At 60.2% G+C, this 23349-nt stretch carries 26 protein-coding genes; 14 read left to right on the top strand and 12 right to left on the bottom strand.

Annotated elements, in window-relative coordinates:
• Positions 1-64: 64 nt before the first annotated feature.
• Positions 65-1006, bottom strand: a complete 942-nt coding sequence (locus HFK74_RS08935; RefSeq protein ID WP_180203185.1) for a LysR family transcriptional regulator — start codon at positions 1004-1006, stop codon at positions 65-67.
• Positions 1007-1021: 15 nt separating this feature from the next.
• Here HFK74_RS08935 and HFK74_RS08940 point away from each other — a divergent pair, with 15 nt between their 5' ends.
• Positions 1022-1729 carry a CTP synthase gene (locus tag HFK74_RS08940; RefSeq protein WP_180203186.1) on the top strand — a complete coding sequence of 236 codons (708 nt, stop codon included), beginning with the start codon at positions 1022-1024 and terminating at the stop codon, positions 1727-1729.
• Complete coding sequence (locus HFK74_RS08945; RefSeq protein ID WP_180203187.1) at positions 1726-2049, top strand: antibiotic biosynthesis monooxygenase; 324 nt, start codon at positions 1726-1728, stop codon at positions 2047-2049. Before HFK74_RS08940 ends, HFK74_RS08945 begins: the two co-directional genes overlap by 4 nt.
• A 492-nt stretch (positions 2050-2541) precedes the next feature.
• Here the strand turns inward: HFK74_RS08945 and HFK74_RS08950 are convergent, their stop codons facing one another.
• Positions 2542-2709, bottom strand: coding sequence for a hypothetical protein (locus HFK74_RS08950; protein WP_180203188.1), 168 nt, complete (start codon positions 2707-2709; stop codon positions 2542-2544).
• Here HFK74_RS08950 and HFK74_RS08955 point away from each other — a divergent pair.
• Positions 2708-3832: a glycerophosphodiester phosphodiesterase gene (locus HFK74_RS08955; RefSeq protein WP_180203189.1), complete on the top strand. Its 1125-nt coding sequence runs from the start codon at positions 2708-2710 to the stop codon at positions 3830-3832. The two genes, HFK74_RS08950 and HFK74_RS08955, sit on opposite strands and share 2 nt — an antisense overlap.
• A gap of 87 nt (positions 3833-3919) precedes the next feature.
• Positions 3920-4228, top strand: a complete 309-nt coding sequence (locus HFK74_RS08960; RefSeq protein WP_180203190.1) for a PepSY domain-containing protein — start codon at positions 3920-3922, stop codon at positions 4226-4228.
• A 79-nt stretch (positions 4229-4307) separates the two neighbouring features.
• On the opposite strand, the gene HFK74_RS08965 is transcribed toward HFK74_RS08960, so the two are convergent.
• Positions 4308-5933 (bottom strand): methyl-accepting chemotaxis protein, encoded by a 1626-nt coding sequence (locus tag HFK74_RS08965; RefSeq protein ID WP_180203191.1) that lies wholly within the window; start codon positions 5931-5933, stop codon positions 4308-4310.
• A gap of 274 nt (positions 5934-6207) precedes the next feature.
• Here HFK74_RS08965 and HFK74_RS08970 point away from each other — a divergent pair, with 274 nt between their 5' ends.
• Both HFK74_RS08970 and HFK74_RS08975 read left to right on the top strand, forming a co-directional pair.
• The gene (locus HFK74_RS08970; RefSeq protein WP_180203317.1) at positions 6208-7230 is read left to right on the top strand and encodes a transporter; all 1023 of its coding nucleotides are present in this window, start codon (positions 6208-6210) and stop codon (positions 7228-7230) included.
• A 94-nt stretch (positions 7231-7324) separates the two neighbouring features.
• Positions 7325-8938 carry an inorganic phosphate transporter gene (locus HFK74_RS08975; protein WP_180203192.1) on the top strand — a complete coding sequence of 538 codons (1614 nt, stop codon included), beginning with the start codon at positions 7325-7327 and terminating at the stop codon, positions 8936-8938.
• A 133-nt stretch (positions 8939-9071) separates the two neighbouring features.
• Here HFK74_RS08975 and HFK74_RS08980 read toward each other — a convergent pair whose 3' ends face one another.
• Positions 9072-9509, bottom strand: a complete 438-nt coding sequence (locus HFK74_RS08980) for a multidrug/biocide efflux PACE transporter (RefSeq protein ID WP_180203193.1) — start codon at positions 9507-9509, stop codon at positions 9072-9074.
• Positions 9510-9598: 89 nt separating this feature from the next.
• Between HFK74_RS08980 and HFK74_RS08985 the strand changes: the two genes are divergently transcribed.
• Positions 9599-10453, top strand: coding sequence for a LysR family transcriptional regulator (locus HFK74_RS08985; protein WP_180203194.1), 855 nt, complete (start codon positions 9599-9601; stop codon positions 10451-10453).
• Between the two features lie 112 nt (positions 10454-10565).
• Here HFK74_RS08985 and HFK74_RS08990 read toward each other — a convergent pair whose 3' ends face one another.
• The 3 genes from HFK74_RS08990 to HFK74_RS09000 form a co-directional block, all read right to left on the bottom strand.
• Positions 10566-11801 (bottom strand): RNA polymerase sigma factor, encoded by a 1236-nt coding sequence (locus HFK74_RS08990; RefSeq protein WP_180203195.1) that lies wholly within the window; start codon positions 11799-11801, stop codon positions 10566-10568.
• Position 11802: 1 nt separating this feature from the next.
• Positions 11803-12147 carry a YciI family protein gene (locus HFK74_RS08995; protein WP_008060756.1) on the bottom strand — a complete coding sequence of 115 codons (345 nt, stop codon included), beginning with the start codon at positions 12145-12147 and terminating at the stop codon, positions 11803-11805.
• A 66-nt stretch (positions 12148-12213) separates the two neighbouring features.
• Entirely contained in the window at positions 12214-12639 is a 426-nt protein-coding gene (locus HFK74_RS09000) for a nuclear transport factor 2 family protein (protein ID WP_180203196.1), read from the bottom strand.
• A 140-nt stretch (positions 12640-12779) separates the two neighbouring features.
• Between HFK74_RS09000 and HFK74_RS09005 the strand changes: the two genes are divergently transcribed.
• On the top strand, positions 12780-13265 hold the full coding sequence (locus HFK74_RS09005; protein WP_180203197.1) for a GNAT family N-acetyltransferase: 486 nt from the start codon (positions 12780-12782) through the stop codon (positions 13263-13265).
• 124 nt (positions 13266-13389) lie between these two features.
• Here the strand turns inward: HFK74_RS09005 and HFK74_RS09010 are convergent, their stop codons facing one another.
• The 3 genes from HFK74_RS09010 to HFK74_RS09020 form a co-directional block, all read right to left on the bottom strand.
• On the bottom strand, positions 13390-13878 hold the full coding sequence (locus HFK74_RS09010) for a GNAT family N-acetyltransferase (RefSeq protein ID WP_180203198.1): 489 nt from the start codon (positions 13876-13878) through the stop codon (positions 13390-13392).
• 99 nt (positions 13879-13977) lie between these two features.
• A complete protein-coding gene (locus tag HFK74_RS09015) occupies positions 13978-14463 on the bottom strand; it encodes a GyrI-like domain-containing protein (protein ID WP_180203199.1) in 486 nt (161 codons plus the stop codon).
• A gap of 67 nt (positions 14464-14530) precedes the next feature.
• Complete coding sequence (locus tag HFK74_RS09020) at positions 14531-15193, bottom strand: LysE family translocator (protein WP_180203200.1); 663 nt, start codon at positions 15191-15193, stop codon at positions 14531-14533.
• 139 nt (positions 15194-15332) lie between these two features.
• On the opposite strand from HFK74_RS09020, the gene alaC reads away from it, so the two are divergent.
• Together alaC and HFK74_RS09030 are read left to right on the top strand one after the other, a co-directional pair.
• Positions 15333-16550, top strand: a complete 1218-nt coding sequence (alaC, locus tag HFK74_RS09025) for an alanine transaminase (RefSeq protein WP_180203201.1) — start codon at positions 15333-15335, stop codon at positions 16548-16550.
• 305 nt (positions 16551-16855) lie between these two features.
• Positions 16856-17614, top strand: a complete 759-nt coding sequence (locus HFK74_RS09030) for an RHS repeat-associated core domain-containing protein (RefSeq protein WP_257230285.1) — start codon at positions 16856-16858, stop codon at positions 17612-17614.
• A gap of 128 nt (positions 17615-17742) precedes the next feature.
• Here the strand turns inward: HFK74_RS09030 and HFK74_RS09035 are convergent, their stop codons facing one another.
• Both HFK74_RS09035 and HFK74_RS09040 read right to left on the bottom strand, forming a co-directional pair.
• Complete coding sequence (locus HFK74_RS09035; protein ID WP_180203203.1) at positions 17743-19095, bottom strand: GntP family permease; 1353 nt, start codon at positions 19093-19095, stop codon at positions 17743-17745.
• Positions 19096-19176: 81 nt separating this feature from the next.
• Positions 19177-19710 (bottom strand): gluconokinase, encoded by a 534-nt coding sequence (locus HFK74_RS09040; protein ID WP_180203204.1) that lies wholly within the window; start codon positions 19708-19710, stop codon positions 19177-19179.
• A gap of 215 nt (positions 19711-19925) precedes the next feature.
• Here HFK74_RS09040 and HFK74_RS09045 point away from each other — a divergent pair, with 215 nt between their 5' ends.
• From HFK74_RS09045 to HFK74_RS09060, 4 genes are all read left to right on the top strand, one after another.
• Positions 19926-20957, top strand: coding sequence for a LacI family DNA-binding transcriptional regulator (locus HFK74_RS09045; protein WP_180203205.1), 1032 nt, complete (start codon positions 19926-19928; stop codon positions 20955-20957).
• A 190-nt stretch (positions 20958-21147) separates the two neighbouring features.
• The gene (locus tag HFK74_RS09050; protein WP_257230276.1) at positions 21148-21621 is read left to right on the top strand and encodes a hypothetical protein; all 474 of its coding nucleotides are present in this window, start codon (positions 21148-21150) and stop codon (positions 21619-21621) included.
• Positions 21622-21786: 165 nt separating this feature from the next.
• Positions 21787-22425, top strand: a complete 639-nt coding sequence (locus tag HFK74_RS09055) for a glutathione S-transferase family protein (protein WP_180203207.1) — start codon at positions 21787-21789, stop codon at positions 22423-22425.
• 173 nt (positions 22426-22598) lie between these two features.
• The gene (locus HFK74_RS09060) at positions 22599-23159 is read left to right on the top strand and encodes a hypothetical protein (RefSeq protein WP_180203208.1); all 561 of its coding nucleotides are present in this window, start codon (positions 22599-22601) and stop codon (positions 23157-23159) included.
• Positions 23160-23349 lie beyond the last annotated feature (190 nt).

The raw sequence follows: 23349 nt of genomic DNA on the forward strand, positions 1-23349 counted from the left end.
ATCGCCGGGATTTTTACGGGGCAATGTGTTTCAGAATGAAACTCTCGCAAAGACCTGATTCGCCTCACGGCAACTTCAGCGCCCGCCCCAACTCGTCAAACAGCGTCACCACCGAGCGCAGGGCCCGGCAATCCGGCCGCGTCAGCAACCACAGCGCGGTGTCGTAGCCATGCAGCGGCTCACCCAGCGGCTGCAATCGGTCACCGATCAGAAAGTCCGGCAACGCCGCCACGCCCAGCCCCGCCCGCACCAGTTCGGTGACCGACAGCATGCTGTTGCAGCGATACCCCGGCATCACCCCCGGCAATGCCTGGCGGCGCCAGGCCACTGTCGGATGATCAGGCAAAAAATCGTCGGGGGCGATCCAGGTCAGTGACGCCAGGTCGGTCGCATCGACCGATTGCAGATAAGCAGCACTGGCACACACCCGGTAGGAAATCCCCGCCAGGCGTCGCCCCACCAGATGCTCCGGTGGCGCACGGGTCAGGCGCAGGGCGATGTCGGCATCGCGGCGGCTGAGGTTGGCAAAGTCGTTGGACGTGCTGAGCTCAAGGGTCAACGCCGGATAGTTCGGCATGAACTGCGCCAACGCCGGCAACAGCAAACCTTGCAGGACCGAATCGGTGCAGGTCAGGCGCACGGTACCGCTGACGACTTCACCGCCCTGCTCCACGCCGACCCTTGCAGCTTCCAATGCCTGCTCGGCGCGCTCAGCCTGTTCCGCCAAGGCCTGCGCCAGGGTGGTGGGCAGGTAACCGGCGCGACTTTTTTCGAACAACGTCTGGCCCAGTGCGGCTTCCAGTCGACGCACGGCGCGAAAGACCGTCGAGACATCCACCCTCATCAACTGCGAGGCCCGGGCCAGCGAGCCGCCACGGACCAAGGCGAGAATCAGGGCCAGGTCCGGGTAGTCCAGTCGATAGTGCGTCGCTGCATTGATCACTTGGTGAAATGCCCATATTGAGTGCGTTAACGCCAATCTATAGTGGGTGCCAGGAATCAACAAGCGCCGAGGTCACCCATGGAAAACCGCGTCATTCGCATCGCCCTGATCGGCGATCACGACCCGCAAGTCACCGCCCACCAGGCCATCCCCGTGGCGCTCGGCATGGCCGCCGAACACAGTGGCCAAAACGTGCAAGGACAGTGGCTGGCCACCGATAGCCTGCAGGCCGACACGCCGCTCAGCGGGTTCGACGGTTTCTGGTGTGTGCCCGCCAGCCCTTATCGCAGCATGGACGGCGCATTGCGGGCGATTCGTTTTGCCCGTGAACAGCAGCGTCCGTTCCTCGGCACCTGCGGCGGTTTTCAACACGCGGTGCTGGAATATGCGCGCAACGTGCTCGGTTGGTCGGATGCTGAGCATGGCGAGACGGCACCCGATGCAACGCGGGCATTGCTCACGCCGTTGGCATGTTCACTGGTGGAAACGGTCGACACCATTCATTTGCTGGAAGGCTCGTTGATCGCCAAGGCCTATGAAACCTCGGAAATTCATGAGGGCTATCGCTGCCGCTACGGTGTGAATCCTGAATTCGAACGGGAACTGCTCAAGCACGCACTTCACGCTGTCGGCCATGATGCCGGGCACGGCTTGCGAGCGGTCGAGCTCAGCGATCATCCGTTCTTTGTCGCCACGCTGTTCCAACCGGAGCGTGCTGCACTCAAGGGCACCCTGCCGCCGCTGGTGCGCGCCCTGGTCCAGGCCTGCGCGGAGCAGCCGTCATGATCGCCGATACGCCGCCGTCACCGTATTTCGCAGTGATCTTCACCTCACTGCGTACCGAGGGGGATCAGGGCTACAGCGAAGCCGCCAGGCGAATGCTCGAGTTGGCGCAGGAACAACCGGGGTTCCTCGGCGTGGAGTCGGCACGAGGTGAGGACGGGTTGGGGATCACCGTGTCGTACTGGACCAGTGAAGCGGCGATCCTGGCGTGGAAGCAGCATCCCGAGCACCGGGCGATTCGTGAGCGCGGGCGCTCGACCTGGTATGCGCAGTGTCATACGCGGGTGTGCCGGGTTGAACGGGCGTATGAGTTCACGCAGTAGGGATGGCGGCCTTACAGCCGACCTGATTGCAGGTCTGTCCACACTCCCCTGTGGGAGCCAGCCTGCTGGCGATGGACTCCCAGGCAACGCGTTCATCCAGACAGGGCGCGTTATCGTTGACGTCCATCGCCAGCAGGCTGGCTCCCACAGGGGAACACTGGCATCACCAAAAGCAGGTCGGCTATAAGGCCGCCTCGCTTTTGTTTTTGATCTGGGTGCCCCGTTAACCACGATGGCCGAACGCAGGCATTGCGCAGTGGGGAAACCGGCAGGACGCCGGTTTAGCCGCGCTGGGCCAGGGATGGCCCATCGCGGCGACCCACGGAGCAATGCCGGAGAGAGGGCATGCCGAGCCTAAGCGAGGCACCAAGTGGTGGGGCAAAGCCTTTTGCTTACTTTTTGGCGTTTGAAAAAGTGAGTCGCCGTAAGGGCGAAACCATAGGTGGTCGTTACCGCAGCAATGGATATGTACTCAGACAACAATGGAAGTAATCATAGTTTGACGGACAGGCTCAGGGCGTGAGAGAGCAGCGCCAGCGCACAAAAACCCGGCAAAAAATCCGCCTTGAACAGGTTTATGTCGGTCTGACGATAGCGCTTGTCCAGTTCACTTGTTAAAAGAGACCTCTTTGAAACCCATCGCGAAAGGATCTCGACCATGCCGGCCACCTTCACCCAAAGCGCCCTGCTCCTGAGTTTGCTGCTTGCCCTGGGCCAGGCCCAGGCCGCCAGCGAACCCGGCCCCGCCGCACTGGCCACCCGCGTGGGCATCCCACACCCGGCGGTAATCGCCCACCGTGGCGCGTCGTTCGATGCACCGGAATCCACCGCTGCCGCCTACAAACTGGCTCGTGACCTGGGCGCCGATTACCTGGAGCTGGACCTGCAGCGCAGCAAGGACGGCGTGCTGTTCGCCCTGCATGACAATAACCTGCAACGCACCACCGATGTCGCCAGCAAGTTCCCCGAGCGCAAGGACAGCCCGGCCAATGCCTTCACCATGGCCGAGCTGAAAACCCTGGACGCCGGCAGCTGGTTCAACACGGCCTATCCGGATCGCGCGCAGCCTGGGTTTGCCGGCCTGAAAATCCTCACCCTCGATGAAATCATCGACATCGCCCAGGGCAATCCGCAACACAAGCCTGGCCTGTACATCGAAACCAAGGAGCCGAAGCAGTTTCCCGGCATCGAACACGACCTCAAGGAAAAACTCCAGGATCGCGGTTGGCTGAGCCCAGCGGGTTCGAAACTGGCCAAAAGCGCACTGGGCGTCGGCCAGGGCAAAGGCAAGGTTGTCTTGCAAACCTTCGAGAAGAGCAGCCTCGAGCTGTTGCAAAAGGAAATGCCACAGGTGCCGAAGATCCTGCTGCTGTGGGTCGGTGAAGGCAACATCGAGCCAAAATCGACAGTGGCCTTTGCCGAATCCGGCGACAAGGACAAAGCGGCCTACTACGCCAAACAGCAACCGAAAGACCAGGCCGAGTTCCAGCGCTGGGTCGACTACGCCAAGGCCCAGGGCGCGATCGGCACCGGCCCGTCCGCCGCGCTGACCCACGGTGGCGATCAGAGCTACGCCGACCTGGTGCAACCGTGGATGAACCAGTACACCCACGATCAGGGCCTGCTGGTGCATGTCTACACCATCGATGAGGCGGTGGACTTCCAAAAGGTCATGGATGCCGGGGTCGATGGCATTTTCACCAACCGCACCAGCGAGCTGCTCAAGTTCTACAAGCGCCCGGCGGCAAGTGTGGCGCAAGTGCTGCGCAATAACGGGTATTGATCATTCGGCTCAAGGGAATTTAAGCGTGAATTAAGTTGCCACAATTAATCTGATCCCACTTAAACGGCTCTCCCAAGGAAAGAACTCATGAAAACCCTGACTGCCCTGTTCACCGCTGCCACCCTGACCTTCACCGCCGGCCTGGCCCAGGCCAAAGACGTGCCCGTCGACCAGATCCCTCAGTTGGTCAAGGACGGCAAGATCAAACCGCTGGAAGAGTTGAATCAGATCGTAATGAAGCTGCACCCGGGCGCGACGATTACCGACAGCGACCTGGACAAACACTCCACCATCTACGAGTACGAAGTCGAGTTGCTCGACGCCAGCAAAGTTGAATGGGACGTGGACCTGAATGCCGCCACCGGCGAAGTCCTGAAGAACAAAAAAGACGACTGATGTACACAGAAAAAAGCCGCACGATTCTCCAATCGTGCGGCTTTTTTGCATCTAGAGGTTTAGATCCTGCAACAACCCATCACGCACTCAACCGCGCCGTCACCTCGTTCAGCTGCCCCGACAACCCGTGCAGATTGTTGCTTGCCGTTTCAGTACGCTGCACGTTGTCCAGATTGGTGCTGGCGATGCTGGTGATCTCGGTGAGGTTGCGCGAGATGTCTTCGGCCACTGACGTCTGCTCTTCGGCGGCGGTCGCGATCTGGCGGTTCATGTCGCGGATGGCTTCCACGGCCAGGGTAATGCGCTCGAGCATGGCGCCGGCCTGGGTCACTTGCTCGACACTTTCGTCGCTGCGCGCCTGTCCGTTTTCGATCGCCTGGGCAGCGTGTACCGCCCCCGTTTGCACGGTTTCAATAATCTGGTTGATCTCGATGATCGATGCCGCCGTACGCTGGGCCAGGCTGCGCACCTCGTCCGCCACCACCGCGAAACCACGCCCGGCTTCACCGGCACGGGCCGCCTCGATGGCCGCGTTGAGCGCCAGCAGGTTGGTTTGCTCGGCGATGCCGCGAATCACTTCCAGCACTTTGCCGATGCGCCCGCTGTCGGTTTCCAGCTGCCGGATGACCGTGGCGGTGTTGGCGATTTCGCCGCGCATCCGGGTGATGGTGTGAATGGTGCCCTGCATGACTTTCTCGCCCTGCTGGGCCGACTGGTCGGCGTCGTCAGCCGCGCGCGCGGCATCCACCGCGTGGCGAGCGACCTCCTGTGCAGTGGCGGACATTTCGTTCATGGCCGTGGCGACCTGATCGGTGCGGTTGAACTGCTCGTGGGTGCCGCCGGCCATCTGGGTGGCGATCGAGTTCAGTTCACCGCTGGCGCTGTCCAGGTCCGAAGCACTGCGTTGCAAGCGACTGAAGGTTTGCTCGAGGAAATCGCGCAGGGTGTTGGCCGCCATCGCCAGCTTCCCCAGTTCGTCCTGACGGCGGCTGTCCACGTGCGGGGCGAAACGGCCATGACTGAGTTGCGCCACGTATTCGATCAACTGGCGGATCGGCTCGACCAGATGGCGGTTGATCAGCCACAGGCTCAGCATGCCGATCACTAACCCCGAGGCCAGCATCACGATGATCCCCAGCCACACCGTGCGGTCGGCCGCGGCGCTGATCAAGGTGGATTGCTCCGCGCCCTGCTTGCGCAACGCGCTGACCAGTTCGCTCATCTGATCGCTGGTCGCACGGTCCATACCCTTGACCGCGCTGTCGCCCACCGTTGGGTCGGCACCGGCGACCACAAAGGCATCGCGGCCTTTCTGATACGCCGCGCCCAGCAGGCGATGTTCATCGCGCAGGCGTTCGATGCGCATCTTGAGCTGCGGCTCGATGCCTTGTTGCCCGGCCAGCTCACCGAGAATGCCCTGCACATCACGTTGACGGTCTTCGAACTGCTTCCAGTATTTGTCCAGGTCTGCCGGTTGCTTGCCACGCAGCAAGACGTTTTTCCACTCCTGCACCTGCACCTTGAACTGCAGGTTGGCTTCATCGATCAATTGCGAAGTGTGCAGCGGGCCTTCGATCAGGTTGGCGTAGTTCTGGACTCCGCTGGACAGAAAGTGAAAGCAGGCCAGGGCGATCAGCAGCATCGCGAACAAGCTGCCGCTGAGCAGGGCGAGAATTTGCGCTCTCAAGGACTTTTGCAAAAGCATCGAAGGGTACTCGTGGCAGGAATGAGGCACGCCCGGGTCATGGCGTGAAATGGGTCTGGACATCCCTGTCCACGACCCCGGCTGATGGCCGGGGGCGCGCAACTTAACCCAAGCGTGATCGGCGTGCCAGAGCGGTTCTTGAGAAAAAACCGACCGCCGGAGGCTCAATTTTTTGCATCCACAAATCGTCACAAAAATGTCATCAAGCCTTGCGATGATGCGGCTCACGTGAACCTGTAAAACACGCGACAGGCGCCTCCCCATGCGAGCCCTCATGAACCACAGCATCGATCACAGCCATCGCGATCCGGATCTGTTCGGCCTGCTTTACGGTTTCAGTTTTCGCCCCGGTGAGCGCGGCCAGGAGATCGATTCGGCCAGGGCATTGCAGTACCTGCAACACCCGCAGGACGCCGAGCAATTTCTCTGGCTGCACCTGAACCTCGCCCATGCCGCGTGCGAACGCTGGATGAAGAGCCATCTGGAACTGCCCGACGAGTTTTTCGAGGCCCTGCATGAAGGCTCACGATCGACGCGCATCGAACATGTCGATTCGGCCTTGCTGGCGGTGGTCAACGACGTGGTGTTCAACCTCAGCAGCATGACGTCTTCCGATGTCTCGACCCTGTGGGTCTGCGCCCGCAGTCGACTGATCATCAGCGCACGCCTGCAACCGCTGCATTCGGTGGACAAGTTGCGTTCGTCTGTAAAAGCCGGTGAATGCTTCCGCTCACCGCTGGAATTGCTCGTGCATCTGCTGCGCGACCAGGGCGAAGTGCTGACCCAGATCGTGCGCAAGACCAGCCTGAGCGTGGATCAGGTCGAAGATGAACTGCTGTCCTCGCGCCTGTCGACCAACCGTGCGGAACTGGGGGCCAATCGCCGGGTGCTGGTGCGTCTGCAACGCCTGCTGGCGCTGGAGCCCGGGTCGTTGCTGCGTTTGCTCAATCGCCCGCCTCCCTGGTTGCAGAAGGAAGACGTCAAGGAGCTGCGCAAATCCACCGAGGAGTTTGCGCTGATCATCAACGACCTCACGGCCCTGGGCGAACGGATCAAGCTGCTGCAGGAGGAAATCGCCGCCAACCTCAACGAGCAGAGTAACCGCACCCTGTTCACCCTCACGGTGGTGACAGTGCTGGCCTTGCCGATCAACATCATTGCCGGTTTCTTCGGCATGAACGTGGGCGGGGTGCCGCTCTCTCAGGACCCGGAAGGGTTCTGGATTCTGGTGGCATTGGTGGCGACTTTTACCGTGATAGCGGGGCGCTGGGCGTTTCGCAAGCGCCAGGATTTGTAGGCGCAAACAACCAAAGACTGATCCATGGCAGTCTCGCTGTAACAATTAGCAACGAATATCAACGGCACTCCTTCCCTCCTCAGGAATGTCCGGCATGGCCACCCCGTCCTTTTCCGCCGCCCCGGCGCCCGCCAGTAGCGCCAAACCGCAGTTCGACAAGAAACCCGGCGTGCTCACCCTCGTGGTGTTCTTTGCAGTGCTGAGTATCGGACTGCTGTTCACCGCCTACAGCCTGATGCACGACATGAACGAACTCGGCACGGTGGTGACCACCTGGACGCCGTTCCTGCTGCTGGGCGTGGCGTTGCTGATCGCCTTGGGCTTCGAGTTCGTCAACGGTTTCCACGACACGGCCAACGCCGTCGCCACGGTGATCTATACGCACTCGCTGCCACCGAACTTCGCGGTGGTCTGGTCCGGATTCTTCAACTTCCTCGGGGTGTTGCTGTCCAGTGGTGCGGTGGCGTTCGGCATCATCGCGTTGTTGCCAGTGGAGCTGATCCTGCAAGTCGGCTCCTCCGCCGGATTCGCCATGATCTTCGCCCTGCTGATCGCCGCGATCCTGTGGAACCTCGGCACCTGGTGGCTGGGCCTGCCGGCATCTTCGTCGCACACCCTGATCGGCTCGATCATCGGCGTCGGCGTGGCCAATGCCCTGATGCACGGGCGTGACGGCACCAGCGGTGTGGACTGGGCGCAGGCGACCAAGGTCGGCTACGCCTTGCTGCTCTCGCCGCTGGTCGGCTTCGGCTGCGCCGCGCTGTTGCTGCTGGCCCTGCGGGCCTTCGTCAAGAATCGCGCGCTGTACAAGGAACCCAAGGGCAACACCCCGCCACCGTGGTGGATTCGCGGCATGTTGATCCTGACCTGCACCGGCGTGTCCTTCGCCCACGGCTCCAATGACGGTCAGAAAGGCATGGGGCTGATCATGCTGATCCTGGTCGGGACCTTGCCGATGGCCTATGCGCTGAACCGCACCATGCCCGCGGATCAGGCGTTGCAGTTTGCCGCGGTGGCCGAAGTGACCCAACAAGCGCTGGTCAAGAGCGCGCCGCTGCCGGCACCGGCCGACCCGCGACCGATCCTGTCCGATTACGTGCGCAGCAAGGAAGTCACGCCGCAACTGATTCCCGCCCTCGCGGCACTGGCCGGCAACATCGGCAACGAAGTGAAGGGTTATGGATCGCTGTCCAAAGTCCCGGCCGAGGCCATGGGCAACGTGCGTAACGACATGTACCTGACCAGCGAAACCATTCGCCTGATGGACAAGAACAAGGTCGGTAACTTCGACGCCGACACCTCCAGCAAACTGCAGCTGTTCAAGCAGCAGATCGACAACGCCACGCGCTTCATCCCGCTGTGGGTGAAGATTGCCGTGGCGATTGCGCTGGGCCTGGGCACCATGGTCGGCTGGAAGCGCATCGTGGTGACCGTGGGCGAGAAAATCGGCAAGACCCACCTGACCTACGCACAAGGCGCCTCGGCGGAAACCGTGGCCATGCTGACCATCGGCGCCGCCGACATGTTCGGCTTGCCGGTCTCGACCACCCACGTGCTGTCTTCAGGGGTCGCCGGGACCATGGTCGCCAATGGCGGCGGCTTGCAGATGAAGACCATCCGCAACCTGCTGATGGCCTGGGTACTGACCTTGCCGGCGGCGATCCTGTTGTCGGGCAGTCTGTATTGGCTGTTCACCCAATTGTTTTAACGCAAATCCTTTGTAGGAGCTGGCTTGCCAGCGAAGGCGTCCTCCAGCATGGCGCTGGACTTTCGGACGTCTTCGCTGGCAAGCCAGGCTCCTACAGAAAGCGTGAGCGTATTCAAAAGACGGTATCAGCACGTCACGCGCTGGACGTGGCGCGAATGACCAACCGCTCGCGCACCACGTCATACACCCAGTGGTAAACGTAGGTGTACGGCAGGAAAAACAGCAGCACCCCGATGTCGAGCAGGAACGCCTGCCACACACTGATGTTCAGCCACCAGGCAATCAGCGGTACGCCAAGCGCCACCAACCCGCCTTCGAACAACAGCGCATGCACCACCCGAACCCAGGCGTTGTGCGTAATAGCCAAGCGCTTGAGCACACGGTCGAACAAACCGTTGAAGACCACGTTCCAGGCCAGGGCCAGGGCAGCGATGACGACGGTGACAACGCCCATTTCCACCATCGGTTTGTCCATGATCCACGCCAGCAAAGGCGTACAGATCAGGATGGCCAGCAGTTCGAAACCGATGGCCTGGAAAATACGTTCGGTAAGGGATTTATTGGCGCTCATGGCCGGACTCCTTGAGTGACGATGGTTGCCATGATCCAGCTTCACATCGATACTTCATAACCAATAACCATCGATCAAGGCGATAGTTCATGGCGTCCCAGGAAGTGTTGCAGGCGTTCGTCCAGGCCGCGACCCAAGGCTCGTTTTCCGCGGCAGCGCGCAAGCTGGGCCGCAGTCAGTCGACCATCAGCGCCGCGGTGGCCAGCCTGGAAATCGATCTGAACCTGACGCTGTTCGACCGCAGCAGCCGCAAGCCCAGCCTGACCCCCGCCGGGCACGTCATGCTGCAACGGGCCGAAGAGATCCTGGCCGCCACCAGCCGCCTGGAAATGACCGCCAGCCAATTGTCCCAGGGCGTCGAGGCGAAGCTGACGGTGGCGCTTTCGGACACCTATCAATCCGACCGTTTCGAAGCCTCGCTCAGTGCGTTCGAACAGCGTTATCCGGACCTGGAGCTCGAATGCCTGATCGCCGAATGCGACGATCTGGTGGCCTTGGTGCAGAGCGGTCGGGCGCAGATTGCCTTTGCCGAAATGCAGGACAGTTATCCACCGGACCTGGTCAATTCGACGGTGGACGAACGCACGGAAATCGCCCTGTTCGTGTCACCCGAACATCCGCTGGCGATGCTGGAACACATCGACCAGGACGTACTGCAACAACATCGCGAATTGCGCCTGGCGACCATCGTCAATCCGTATGAGAGCCGTGCAAAGGGACGCGTCTGGTCGGCGCCGAGTTACTTGATGCTGCTGGAAATGGCGCAGGGTGGTTTTGGCTGGGCGCCATTGCCACGCTGGCTAGTGGCACGCTTCGGCCCGGGAACCTTACAAGAGCTGCAGGTACGTGGCTGGCCGAAAACGGTGTCGGTGGATGCCTTGTGGTCGCGCTTGCATCCACCTGGGCCGGCAGGCAGCTGGTTGCTGGGCAAAATGCTGGAATAGTGGTGCGGCTACTGACGTCATCGCGAGCAGGCTCGCTCCCACAGGATCGAGTGAACACTGAAGATCCATTGTGGGAGCGAGCCTGCTCGCGATGGGGCCAGCAAAAACCGCATCAATCCAACGAACGCAATCGAGCTTCAATAAACCGCCGCTCCGGCGCTTGCTGCGTCAACTCCAGCGCCCGCTCATAGGCCACCCGCGCCTGCTCCACCCTGCCCAACTGCCGACAGAACTCCGCCCGCGCCGAATGCGCCAGGTGGTAATCGAGCAGTTCACCACGCGCCAGAATCCCCTCGACCAACGTCAACCCTGCCAACGGCCCATCGCGCCTGGAGATCGCCGCCGCCCGGTTCAATTCGATGACCGGCGACGGCCATGCCCGCAGCAACACCTCATACAGCCCGACGATCTGCGCCCAGTCGGTGTCCTCGATCGACGGTGCTTCAGCGTGCACCGCCGCAATCGCCGCTTGCAGGCAATACGGACCGAATCGCCGGGAACCCAGCGCCCGCTCCACCAGCGCACAGCCTTCGGCGATCATCTGCGCATCCCACAGCGTGCGGTCCTGGTCATCGAGCAAAATCAGGTCGCCGTCCGCGCAGGTCCTGGCCAGGCGCCGGGACTCGTGCAACAACATCAGGGCCAGCAGGCCCATGACTTCCGGCTCCGGCAGCAACTCCAGCAACAAACGCCCCAGGCGGATCGCTTCACGGGTCAAGTCTTCGCGGGTCACCTGTGCGCCGCCGGATGCCGAATAACCTTCGTTGAACACCAGGTAAATCACCCGCAGCACGCTGTCGAGGCGCTCGGGCAGTTCCGCCAGGGACGGCACCTGATAGGGGATTTTCGCGTCACGGATTTTCGCCTTGGCCCGCACGATGCGCTGGGCGATGGTGGCCGGCGCCGAGAGAAAGGCCCGGGCGATTTCTTCCGTGGTCAGGTCGCAGACTTCGCGCAGCGTAAGCGGCACCTGAGCGTCAGGCGCCAGTGCCGGGTGACAACAGGTGAAGATCAGGCGCAGGCGATCGTCTTCCACGTCTTCGTCACTCCAGTCGGCCTGCTCCAGCGCCTCCAGTTGCGCGACCAGCAGCGGTCGGGATGCGGCAAAACGTGCGCGCCGGCGTAGTACATCGATGGCCTTGAAGCGCCCCGTGGACACCAGCCAGGTGCGCGGATTGTCCGGCACACCGTCCTGCTGCCAGCGTTCGACCGCCACGAAAAACGCTTCGTGCAGCGCCTCTTCGGCCAGGTCGAAATCGCCGAGCAGGCGAATCAGGGTCGCGAGAATGCGTCGCGACTCCTGGCGATAAACCTGCTCGACCCTGGCCTGTACCGTCAGCTCCGGCATCTTATGGATTCAACTGCCGAACGGGACGCACTTCGACACTGCCGACCCGCGCCGCCGGGATGTTCCCGGCGACCTGGAGGGCTTCGTTGAGGTCCTTGGCATCGATCAGGTAGAAGCCGGCCAACTGCTCCTTGGTTTCGGCGAACGGGCCGTCGGTGATCGACATCTTGCCGTTGCGCATGCGCACCGTAGTGGCGGTCTGCACCGATTCCAGCGCTTCGGCGGCAACCATCCGGCCGCTGCCCTGGATCGCCTCGGCATAGGCCATGCACTCCTCGTCCTTGGGGCTCTCGGGCAAGGAATGCAGCAGGTGCTCTTCGCTGTAGACCAGGCATAAATACTTCATCGCGCTCTCCTGATTGAACGGATAACTATGGCTGCAGATGGCCAGTTTCGCGTCGCGAACCGACGATCAGGGTTGCAGGTTGAACAAGGTCGTGCCGCTTGTCATGTCGAACGGGGCCGACCAGTGTTCATGAACGATGCGCCATTGCCCGGCCTCGCGACGATAGCATGCGGTCACGCGCATCCAGCAGGCCTGGGTTTCGCCCTGCTCGTTGGTGCCGCCGCAATGGGCCAGCCAATGGGCGAAGGCGACGTTCTCATCGGCCACGATGTTCATGTGGTCGAAGTCGAACGTGTGCGGACCCTGGCACATCTCCATGCACTCCAGCCAATGCGCGCGGTAGGCGGCCTTGCCGCGAAATTGCAGGGCCTTGACGGCGTCGTAGGAGACGATGTCGTCGGCGTACAGGGCCATGATTCTATCGACGTTCTTCGAGATGACCGCCTCACGATAGGTGTCGATCAGGGTCTGGATTTCGTGGGTAGCGCTCATGATGGTTCTCCATGGTTTTTATGGGAAGACACCCTTAGTCGTCCGGTGATCCGCCAAATCGACAGTCGAAATAAAAATAATCCATGCACGCAAACTCGCTAGAATCCGAGGCTCATTCGTGTTGGAAAAAGGACACTCCAGTGACAGCCCGACTCGTGCCTTACGAAAGCCTGAATGCGCTGCAGCGCCAGCAGGTCGAGGCCATCGAAGTACATCCGCAACAGATCAGGTTCTCCGGCGATATTCATGGTGCGTTGCACACCCTGTTGTCCAAGCCAGGCCCCGGCGTCAAGGGCTTTGCCTTGCTGGCCGATGCGGTACCGGTGGCCTTTCTGCTGCTCAAGCGCCCACCGGCGTTGCCGGCCTGGGCCGACGAACACAGCGCCACGCTGCATGCGTTACAGGTCGATCAGCGCGCTCAGGGCAAAGGTTACGGCAAGGCTTGCCTGCAAGCGCTACCCGAGATGGCGCGCCTGGCGTGGCCGGAAATCAGGGGGCTGGAATTGTCGGTGGATGCGGACAATGAATCTGCGATTGCGCTGTATGCCAGGTATGGATTTGTCGACAGCGGCGAGGCGTACAAGGGCCGGATCGGCTATGAGCGGCGGATGGGCCTGAAATTCTGAAGTCGGCACATTCCAAATGTGGGAGCGAGCCTGCTCGCGATTGCGGTGTAACAGCTTGCATTGATGCTGACTGAAACAACGCCATCGCGAGCAGGCTCGCTCCTACAAGGGTTCTGTGTCGGGTTTAGAGGTTCAGCACCATCTCGTGCCAAGCCATGCCGCCATGGTCAGACGCCGATGGCTTGATGTAGGCAAAACCAAAGCCTGCATACAACGGAATATGCCGTTCCTTGCACATCAGGTTGATGCTGACCTTGCCCAAGGCGCGCATGCGCTCGATGAACTCACCCATCAAACGCTTCGCCAGGCCCTGCCCCTGATAATCCGGGTGCACGACCACCGACATGATCACCACGTGCGGCCCGGCCGGGTCGTGGCCGATCAGTTCCTTGAATGCCTCGTCGGACATTTCCACCTGGAACGCAGCGCCGGAATTGATGAAACCGGCGACCACTCCATCCACTTCAGCGACGATGAACCCCTCAGGCCAGGTGGCGATGCGGGTGGCGATTTTCTCGCGGGTGGCGGCTTCGTCGCCTTCATAGGCCAGGGTTTCGATGGCGTAGCAGCGGTCCAGATCAGCGGGCGTGACGTGGCGGATGACGGTGTTCATGGCGGGTCGCAAATCAGTTGGAAAGGACGAGGATCATAAAGCAGCGTCGATAGGACATCGAGAGACGAATCGTTTTTGATCCGCCTCCCGACGCTGGGGTCATGCCTTGATCGGCAACCAGATTTCCAGCTTGCCGGTCTTGAGCCTGGGGTTGAAGTCTTCGCTGTAGCGTTCGAATTCCGGTGCGTTCAACAGCTCGCGCCCGGACTGCGGCAGCCACGTGCCATGGATGTACTGGAAGGTTTGCGGCAGCGACTCCAAGGGGCCTTTGTGTTCGAACACCACATACTGCTGGGGCTGAACCTCGACCCAGCGGTAGGTGTCCGGCAAATCGTCGAGCTTGCTGATCTCGACACCCGCGATGTAATCAAAGCCGCCCTTGCCGTCGAAATTGCAGCAGACGCCGTAGGTCACTTCGCCCTTTTGCCCGGGAACATTGCCGGCATGTGGGATGAATTTTTCCCAGAGCTCGGGAATGCCTTTTACGTTTTGCTGGGTGAAGTGTCCGCCAAGCCCTGCGATCAGCAGGAAGTGTCCATGTTCGAAGCGGGGTTCCGTCACTTCGACGCTTGTTTGTTCATCCATGACTCGACTCCTGGAAGGTAAAAGTGGGTTCGGCTGGGAGTATAGAAGCCAAACCCGATTCGCCCACTTACAGGGCGTGCAACTGCTCGACGGCACCTGCACCGACAAACTCGTTGTAGCCCGATAGAATCACGTACACCGCGAAATAGCAGAAGATCGCCGCAGATGCCATGTAGGAGTAGCGCAGCAGTTTGTCGCCGAGCAACTTGCCGCCGTGGCTCGCAGCGAAGCACAGGCCAGCGGACCACAGCAACCCGGCGCAGAGAAATCCACCGAGGAACAATGCAGAGCTGAGCGCACCGCCGCCACCGGAACGAGCGATCAACGTGCCGCCTACTGCGGCGAACCAGAGAATCGCACTGGGCGACGACATGGCGAGAAAAATCCCGCGAAAAAATTCCTTGCGATGGGAGTTGTGACCCACATCGGCGGTTTCGGCCAACAGCGCCTCGTGGTGGATTGCCGAGTAAATCATCTTCGCCGCGAAGTACACCAGCAGCGCCGAACCGCCGATCCACAGCACCCAGCGCACGGTTTCGTATTGCAGCAAAACGGTCATGCCAGCCAGTGCCAGCACGGCGTAGATCAGGTCGCCGACGCAAGTGCCCAGGCCCAGGGCGAAGCCTTGAAAATAGCCGCGTTGCATCGCCAGCGTGATCATCGCGATATTGGCGACGCCGATGTCCAGGCACAACGAAAGGCTCAACAGGAAGCCACTGGTAAATTCCATCAAAGCCTTTCCTTCGGAAAAAATTGTTTACGTTGAGGCTGGACAGTCTGCCACACCTGCCCTTACATTCCGCCACAGGTCACCGCAGTGACCAGCGTCGCTCGGACGGTTCCGGGCGCTTACGTTATCCGAGGCAACAATGGCCGAACAAGGTTCGCCGCGCCGCTTTGCGCGCATCGATCGACTCCCCCCCTACGTTTTCAACATCACTGCCGAGCTGAAGATGGCCGCCCGTCGTCGTGGCGAAGACATCATCGACTTGAGCATGGGCAACCCCGACGGCGCCACGCCGCCGCACATCGTGGAAAAACTGGTCACCGTCGCCCAGCGCGAAGACACCCATGGCTACTCCACGTCCAAGGGTATTCCGCGCCTGCGCCGAGCCATTTCCAACTGGTACAAGGAGCGCTACGAGGTCGACATCGACCCGGAAAGCGAAGCCATTGTCACCATCGGTTCCAAGGAAGGCCTGGCGCACCTGATGCTGGCGACCCTCGACCAGGGCGACACCGTGCTGGTGCCCAACCCGAGCTACCCGATCCACATCTACGGTGCCGTGATTGCCGGCGCCCAGGTGCGTTCGGTGCCGCTGGTGCCGGGCGTGGATTTCTTCGCTGAACTGGAACGAGCCATTCGCGGGTCGATCCCGAAACCGAAGATGATGATCCTCGGCTTTCCGTCCAACCCCACCGCCCAGTGCGTGGAACTGGATTTCTTCGAACGGGTGATCGCCCTCGCCAAACAATACGATGTGCTGGTGGTGCATGACCTGGCCTACGCCGACATCGTCTACGACGGCTGGAAAGCCCCGTCGATCATGCAGGTGCCCGGCGCCAAGGACATCGCCGTCGAATTCTTCACCCTGTCCAAGAGCTACAACATGGCGGGCTGGCGCATCGGCTTCATGGTCGGCAACCCGGAACTGGTCAACGCCCTGGCGCGGATCAAGAGCTACCACGACTACGGCACCTTCACCCCGCTGCAAGTGGCGGCCATTGCGGCGCTCGAAGGCGACCAGCAATGCGTGCGCGACATCGCCGAACAGTATCGCCAGCGCCGTAACGTGCTGGTCAAAGGCCTGCATGAACTGGGCTGGATGGTGGAAAACCCGAAAGCGTCGATGTACGTCTGGGCCAAGATCCCCGACGCCTACGCGCACCTGGGCTCGCTGGAATTCGCCAAGAAACTGCTGGCCGAGGCCAAGGTTTGCGTCTCGCCGGGTGTCGGCTTTGGTGAGTATGGTGACGATCACGTGCGCTTCGCGCTGATCGAAAACCAGGACCGGATTCGTCAGGCCGTGCGCGGGATTCGCGGGATGTTCAGGGCGGATGGTTTAGCCCCGAAAACCAACGCCTGACACATAACCCTGTAGGAGCTGGCTTGCCAGCGAAGAGGGCTTAACATTCAACGAAAATGTTGAATGTAATTCCGCTTTCGCGAGCAGGCTCGCTCCCACATTTGGTGCGGTGCACTCGACGAAACCTGGTAGTTCTGCCAGTTCCCGCCTCTGGACCAACATGAAATGCTGAAGGCCTTTATTGACTCGCCGTCAAAAAACAGAGGCTTTCCATGCCCCCATCCAATCCTGCCAATCACACATCCCGCCCCTTGCAACAAAACGTGCTGTTGGCGTGCGACAGCAAAAACTCTGTGCTCACAGAGATGGCTGGTTGTATCAATCCCGTGGCGTACTCACCCTATGGTCAACAGTCTGCCCAACAGAAGCGCATGGCCCACTTGGGGTTTAACGGCGAAATGTGTGAGGCGAGAACTGATTGGTATTTTTTGGGGAATGGTTACCGCGTCTATAACCCGCGATTGATGCGGTTTCACTCGCCAGACAAATTTAGTCCGTTCGGGAAGGGTGGGATGAATGCGTATATGTATTGTGGAGGCGAGCCGGTGAATCGTGTGGATCCGACGGGAGAGGGAGCAAGCTGGTTTTTTGAGCGATTTGCGGATGTTATGTACGTTCTTTCTGGGGTCGGCCCAAGTGGTGGTGGAAGTTGGAATCGAACAGGCATAGCAGTCGTGGCGGTTAATAACAGTAGATCCACTTTCAATACACCCTCCCGTTTAAAAAAACGCGGAAAATCGCGAAACCAGGCCTCTGCGTTCAGCGACAACTCTGCCACCAAGAGCGTCCACTGGGCTCCGGATGTAAAAGAACCAACGACCTCGGCAAAAACCACGACTTCAACTGCTGCGAAAAATGGGACTATGTCGCGCAGTCCATCTAGTAGCAGCATCTCCAGCAATTCCAGCTCTGCTTCAACTCCCAGCACAGTCAGTACTGTTTCGACCCTTAGCATCCACAGCCATGATTCCGGCTATGCGAGCTCATCTACCGGATCCATCCGAAGTAACGCTTCTGCAGATCAACGTATTCAAGAGCGTCTTAATGCTCTGAGGCAAAACTAGTGCCGTACACAAAAAAAACTGTGGGAGCGAGCCTGCTCGCGATGAGGGCTTAACATTCAACGAAGATGCTGAATGTAAGTCCGCCATCGCGAGCAGGCTCGCTCCCACATTGGGTCTTGCGGTGCTGTTTAGACGAACAACGACAACAACAGGATAAAGCCCAACCCCACCACCGACAGAATGGTTTCCATCGCCGTCCAGGTCTTGAACGTCTCTGCCACGGTCATGTTGAAGTACTGCTTTACCAGCCAGAAACCGGCGTCATTCACGTGGGACAGGATCAACGAACCGGCACCGGTGGCAAGCACCAGCAGCTCACGGTTAACCCCTGGGATCATCCCCACCACCGGCACCACGATGCCCGCGCCAGTAATGGTCGCCACGGTCGCCGAACCGGTCGCGATGCGGATCACCGCCGCCACCAACCAGGCCAGCAGGATCGGCGAGATCTGTGCATTGACCGCCATGTGGCCGATCACGTCACCCACGCCGCTGGTCACCAGCATCTGCTTGAAGCCACCACCGGCACCGATGATCAGGATGATCGCGGCGGTTGGCGCGAGGCTCGCATCCAGCCATTTCATCATTTGGCTGGAACCGATGCCCTGCTTGTAGCCGAAGGTATACAGCGACAGCAGCAACGCCAGCAGCAACGCCGAAATCGGGTGACCAATCAGGTCCATGAAGGCGCGGAAAATGTTGCCATCCGGCAGCACCACATCGGCAAAAGTCTTGAGCAGCATCAGGAACACCGGCAGCAGCACGGTGACCAGGGTGATACCAAAGCTCGGCAGTTCAGATGTGTCCGATTCGCGGGCCAGTTGATCCACCAGCTCCTGATTCGGATGACCGGGGATGTGCTTGGCGATGAAGGTACCGAAGATCGGGCCGGCAATGATGGCCGTCGGCAACGCAACGATCAGGCCGTACAGAATGGTTTTACCGATATCGGCACCGAACACGCCGATGGCCAGCAGCGGACCCGGGTGCGGTGGCACCAGGCCGTGCACCGCGGAGAGGCCGGCCAGCAGCGGGATACCGATCTTGATGATCGACACGCCGGTGCGACGGGCGACGATGAACACCAGCGGAATCAGCAGCACGAAGCCGATTTCGAAGAACAGCGGGATGCCCACCAGGAAGGCCGCGAACATCATCGCCCACTGCACCTTGTCCTTGCCGAAAGCGCGGATCAGGGTCTGGGCGATCTGATCCGCCCCGCCCGACTCGGCCATCATTTTGCCAAGCATGGTCCCCAGCGCGAGGATGATCCCGACGAAACCGAGCACGCCGCCAAAGCCGTCCTGGAACGCCTTGATGATGGTGCCGATCGGCATGCCGGAGGTCAGCCCGAGGAAAGCGGCGGCGATGATCAGGGCTAGAAAGGGGTGCAACTTGAACTTGGTGATCAGGACGATAAGCCCGATCACCGTGACCACTGCGTCGAGCAGCAGGAACGTCTCGTGGGACATGCCAAACATTAGGGGTGTCTCCTGGTTGTTGTTGTTATTAAAGCGGGTTAATCAGAAGTCGTGAGGACAGCGCTGTCTTTGAAAGCACGTTCATACCGCCTGCTTCAGGCCGTTGGCCTGCCACCAGGTGTGCGCCTGCGAGGCCAGTTCTTCAACGCTGTGGATCGAGGCATTGAGCGCCAGTGTCAGCGGCTCGCCCTTGGGAGACTCGAGGGTGGCGAACTGACTTTCGATCAAGGTTGCCGGCATGAAATGGCCCGGCCGATGGGAGACACGTTCGGCGGCAACTTCCGGCGTCAGCTCCAGGAACACAAAGCCCAGGCCCGGCAAGGCACTGCGCAGGCGTTCGCGGTAAATGTGCTTGAGCGCCGAGCAGGTCAGCACCGGGCGCTGGCCCAGGGCATCGATGCGACGCAGTTCATCGCACAGGCTGTCGAGCCAGCCGGCACGGTCTTGATCGTTCAGGGGAATTCCCGCGCTCATCTTTTCGATATTGGCGGCAGGATGGAAAGAGTCGCCTTCAATGGCAGTGGCGCCGCTCAGTTGGCACAGGGCTTCGCTGACGCACGTCTTGCCGCAACCGGCAACGCCCATGATGACCAGGGCGGTGATGGGATGATTCATGTAACACCTCAGCGCGCAGACAGCGCTACCTTTGAAAGCTATGACACTCGATCAAAAGCAGAAGTTGCCGACGCCTTTCTTGTCATTTTGTGGGTTGCAGCATGTGTGTTCCCAACGCCAAAAAGCGAGGATCAGGCGAACCCCCGCTCACGCATTTGCAGCTGCATCGAGACAGCGCTACCTTAGTGCCTTGAATTTTGTTTGGCAAGCCGTCGATGACTCCAACTAAAAACGATAAAAATACCCGCACCACTGGCCGCCCCACCCTGAACGAAGTGGCACGCCTGGCCGGTGTCAGTCCAATCACCGCTTCCCGCGCCCTTCGCGGGGTCAGCACGGTGGCCACCGAACTGGTGGAAAAAGTCCAGAAAGCCGCGCAGGAACTCAACTACGTGGTCAACCCCGCTGCTCGTGCCCTGGCTTCGGCGCAGAGCCATTCGGTGGTGGTGTTGGTGCCGTCCTTGTCCAACCTGTTGTTCATCGACACCCTGGAAGCCATTCATCAGGTGTTGCGCCCCAAGGGCTTCGAAGTGCTGATCGGCAACTTCCATTATTCGCGCGACGAAGAAGAAAACCTGCTGCGCAACTACATGGCCTATCAACCCCGGGGTTTGCTGCTGACCGGCTTCGACCGCACCGAAAGTTCGCGGCGGATGATCGAAGCCAGCAACATCCCGTGCGTGTACATGATGGAGCTCGACAGTGCTGCCGGACTCAATTGCGTCGGCTTCTCGCAACTGGCGGCCGGCGAAACGGCGGCCGAGCATTTGCTCTCGCGGGGGCGCAAGCGCCTGGCCTACATCGGCGCGCAGCTGGATCAACGCACCCTGCTGCGCGGTGAAGGTTTCCGCAAGGCACTGAAAAAGGCCGGCCTGTATGACCCCGACCTGGAAGTGCTGACCCCGCGCGCCTCGTCCGTCGGCCTGGGCGGCGAACTGTTTCTGCAACTGCTGGCCAGTCACCCGGATGTCGATGCGATCTTCTTCGGCAACGACGACCTGGCCCAGGGCGCCTTGCTCGAAGCCATGCGTTGCGGAATCAGGATTCCCGAACAGGTGGCGATTCTGGGTTTCAACGATTTGCCGATGTCGGAACACATGGTCCCGCGCCTCAGCAGCATCAATACCCCGCGCGAAGCCATCGGCCGTCGCGCGGCGGAGCAGATGCTCACGCTGATGGCCGGTAATACCGTGGCCAAACCGGTGCAGGACATGGGGTTTGAGTTGAAAGTGCGCGAAAGTACTTGAGACCGGCACTTCAGCGTTTGCAAAACGATATCTCCGAGAAACCGGATGCCTCCTGTTGATCATTCCTACGAGGCAGTCCGGCCCCTGATCTGTATTTCGAAACACCTTTTATCCTGCGCTTCACGAATGGCGGATGCAAAATCCGCAAACTCCATTCCCGGCTGACACTCCTATGCGCAAGAAGATTTTCATGACCACCCTGCTGACACTCTCGCTCGGACAGGCAACTCAGGCGCAAGCGTCGGCGCCGAGTGACTGGACCCACTTCCTGACAGATCCACGCTTCATGCCGGCGATAAAAAATTGTCTGGTCGCTCACTCGAGTAACCAGGGCCCTGCCGTCGTGATGGATGTTTGGCATGCAAGCCTTGAAGAAGCAGGCGTCATGACCACTGACCTCACCGGACGCAGAAATGAATGTTACGCCAGCAAGGATACTGGCCAGGTAAGCCGGTCCCAGACCTTGTTCGATCTGCCTGGTCCGCTGTTTGTTTCAGTGGACCAAGTCAAGGTTGCGCCCCAAGGCGAGTGCATCGAACCCACCCCGATATTCATCGACCAACAGCTTCAGGGCTGGATCCTTCGGCAACCCATCCTCAACCAGCAGATTCCCAGCGCCTGCTCCAGCCCCATCTGGACCGATCTATTACAGCGCGGAAAATGATGTGGGAAAATCGCCAGGTCTGACACCCCGTACCGCCAAGCGGTGCAACGTCCATGCCCCGGGATTTCAACTAATCTTGATTGTATTTCTTATCCCGTTGAGCGCTTGCTGTGGCCGACAAAATGTTAATTTCCTGAAGCGCACATTCGCTAACGGAGTAGCACGATGGAACACACACTAAAGATTCTGGGAAAAGCCTCGTCGATCAACGTCAGAAAGGTCCTGTGGACCTGCGACGAACTGGGCCTTTCCTACGAACGCGAGGATTGGGGCAGCGGTTTTGCCTCGACCCACAGCCCTGAGTTTCTCCGGTACAACCCCAATGCGCAGGTACCGGTGATCATCGATGAGGCCGGTGTGCTGTGGGAATCCAACACCATCTGCCGCTACCTGAGCGCAAAACACCAGCATCACCACACTGAGCTGTTGCCCAGCGAACCGGCCGCGCGCGCGCGGGTGGAACAGTGGATGGATTGGCAAGCCACCGATCTCAATTCGTCGTGGAGCTATGCGTTCATGGCGCTGGTGCGCAAGGATCCGGAATTCCAGGATGCGCATCGCATCGACATCAGCGTGCGCGGCTGGAACCAGAAAATGGCGATTCTCGAACATCAGCTCGCGACCACCAAAGCCTATGTCGCCGGGGCAAAATTCACCGTGGCCGACATTGTCATCGGCCTCTCGGTCAATCGCTGGCTGATGACGCCCATTGAGCGCCCCGACTATTCAGCCGTCGACGAGTATTTCAAACGCCTGGCGCAACACCCGGGTTTTCTCAAACACTGCTGTAATGGCCTGCCGTAAACGACTTCCGAAAGCGGTCGACGCCTGCCCCCCGGCGGCAAGGCCTGACCGCAACTCCAACCTGCCCGCCTGGCAAAAAAGAACCTAACCAACTGATTTAGTTGGCATTTAATCAATAGGCATACTATTTGCTGAATGCACTGCACCGCCAATACCCACAAGGTCCGCTTATCATGTTGGTCAGTGCACATTTAAACCTGATGACACCGCTCCCCAAACGCCCCGGCGAAGATCCGACCGCCGAAGCCGCCGCCGGCCTGCAAAGCGTCATGGCGCAGGCCCTGCAAAACAACGTGCAGGCGCAAACCACGCAAACCAGCACCCAGGTCGAGGAATCCGCCACGCAACTGGCCACGCAACAGGTGAGTGAAGCCTCGCGCATCAGCGATAACGTCGATGAAGCGTTCGCCAAGACCCGCGTAGGCCTGCAAGCGAACTCCGCGCCGCTGCCTGACGACGTCAAGGACAGGATAGGTGATGGCTCGGCGACGGCCGAATTCAAGGACTACATGAGCAAGACCCCGGAACAGCGCATGCGCGATGCGATCCTGCAAGAGATGGGCTTGACCCAGGAGGAGATCGATCAGATGCCACCGGAGAAACAACAGGCCATCGGCGAAGAAATAGCCGAGCGCCTGCGGGACAAGACGCAGATGGCAGCGGCCGAGAAAGATCAACGCAATGGTGAAAACACCAGCATCGTGGGTGTGGATAAACTTATCGCATCGCTGTAACGAAGCGGTGATGCTGTTTTTTTGTAGGACCCCGGCTTGCCGGCGAAGGCGCCGGAACGACCAGCGCAATGCTCAAGGGCGCCTTCGCCGGCAAGCCGGGCTCCTACAGGCGAAGGCGCCTGAACGACCAGCGCAATGTTCAAGGGTGCCTTCGCCGGCAAGCCGGGCTCCTACAAGAGCACATTCGAAT

Origin of the sequence: Pseudomonas sp. SbOxS1 (genome assembly GCF_013416725.1) — a bacterium.
Taxonomy (GTDB): domain Bacteria; phylum Pseudomonadota; class Gammaproteobacteria; order Pseudomonadales; family Pseudomonadaceae; genus Aquipseudomonas.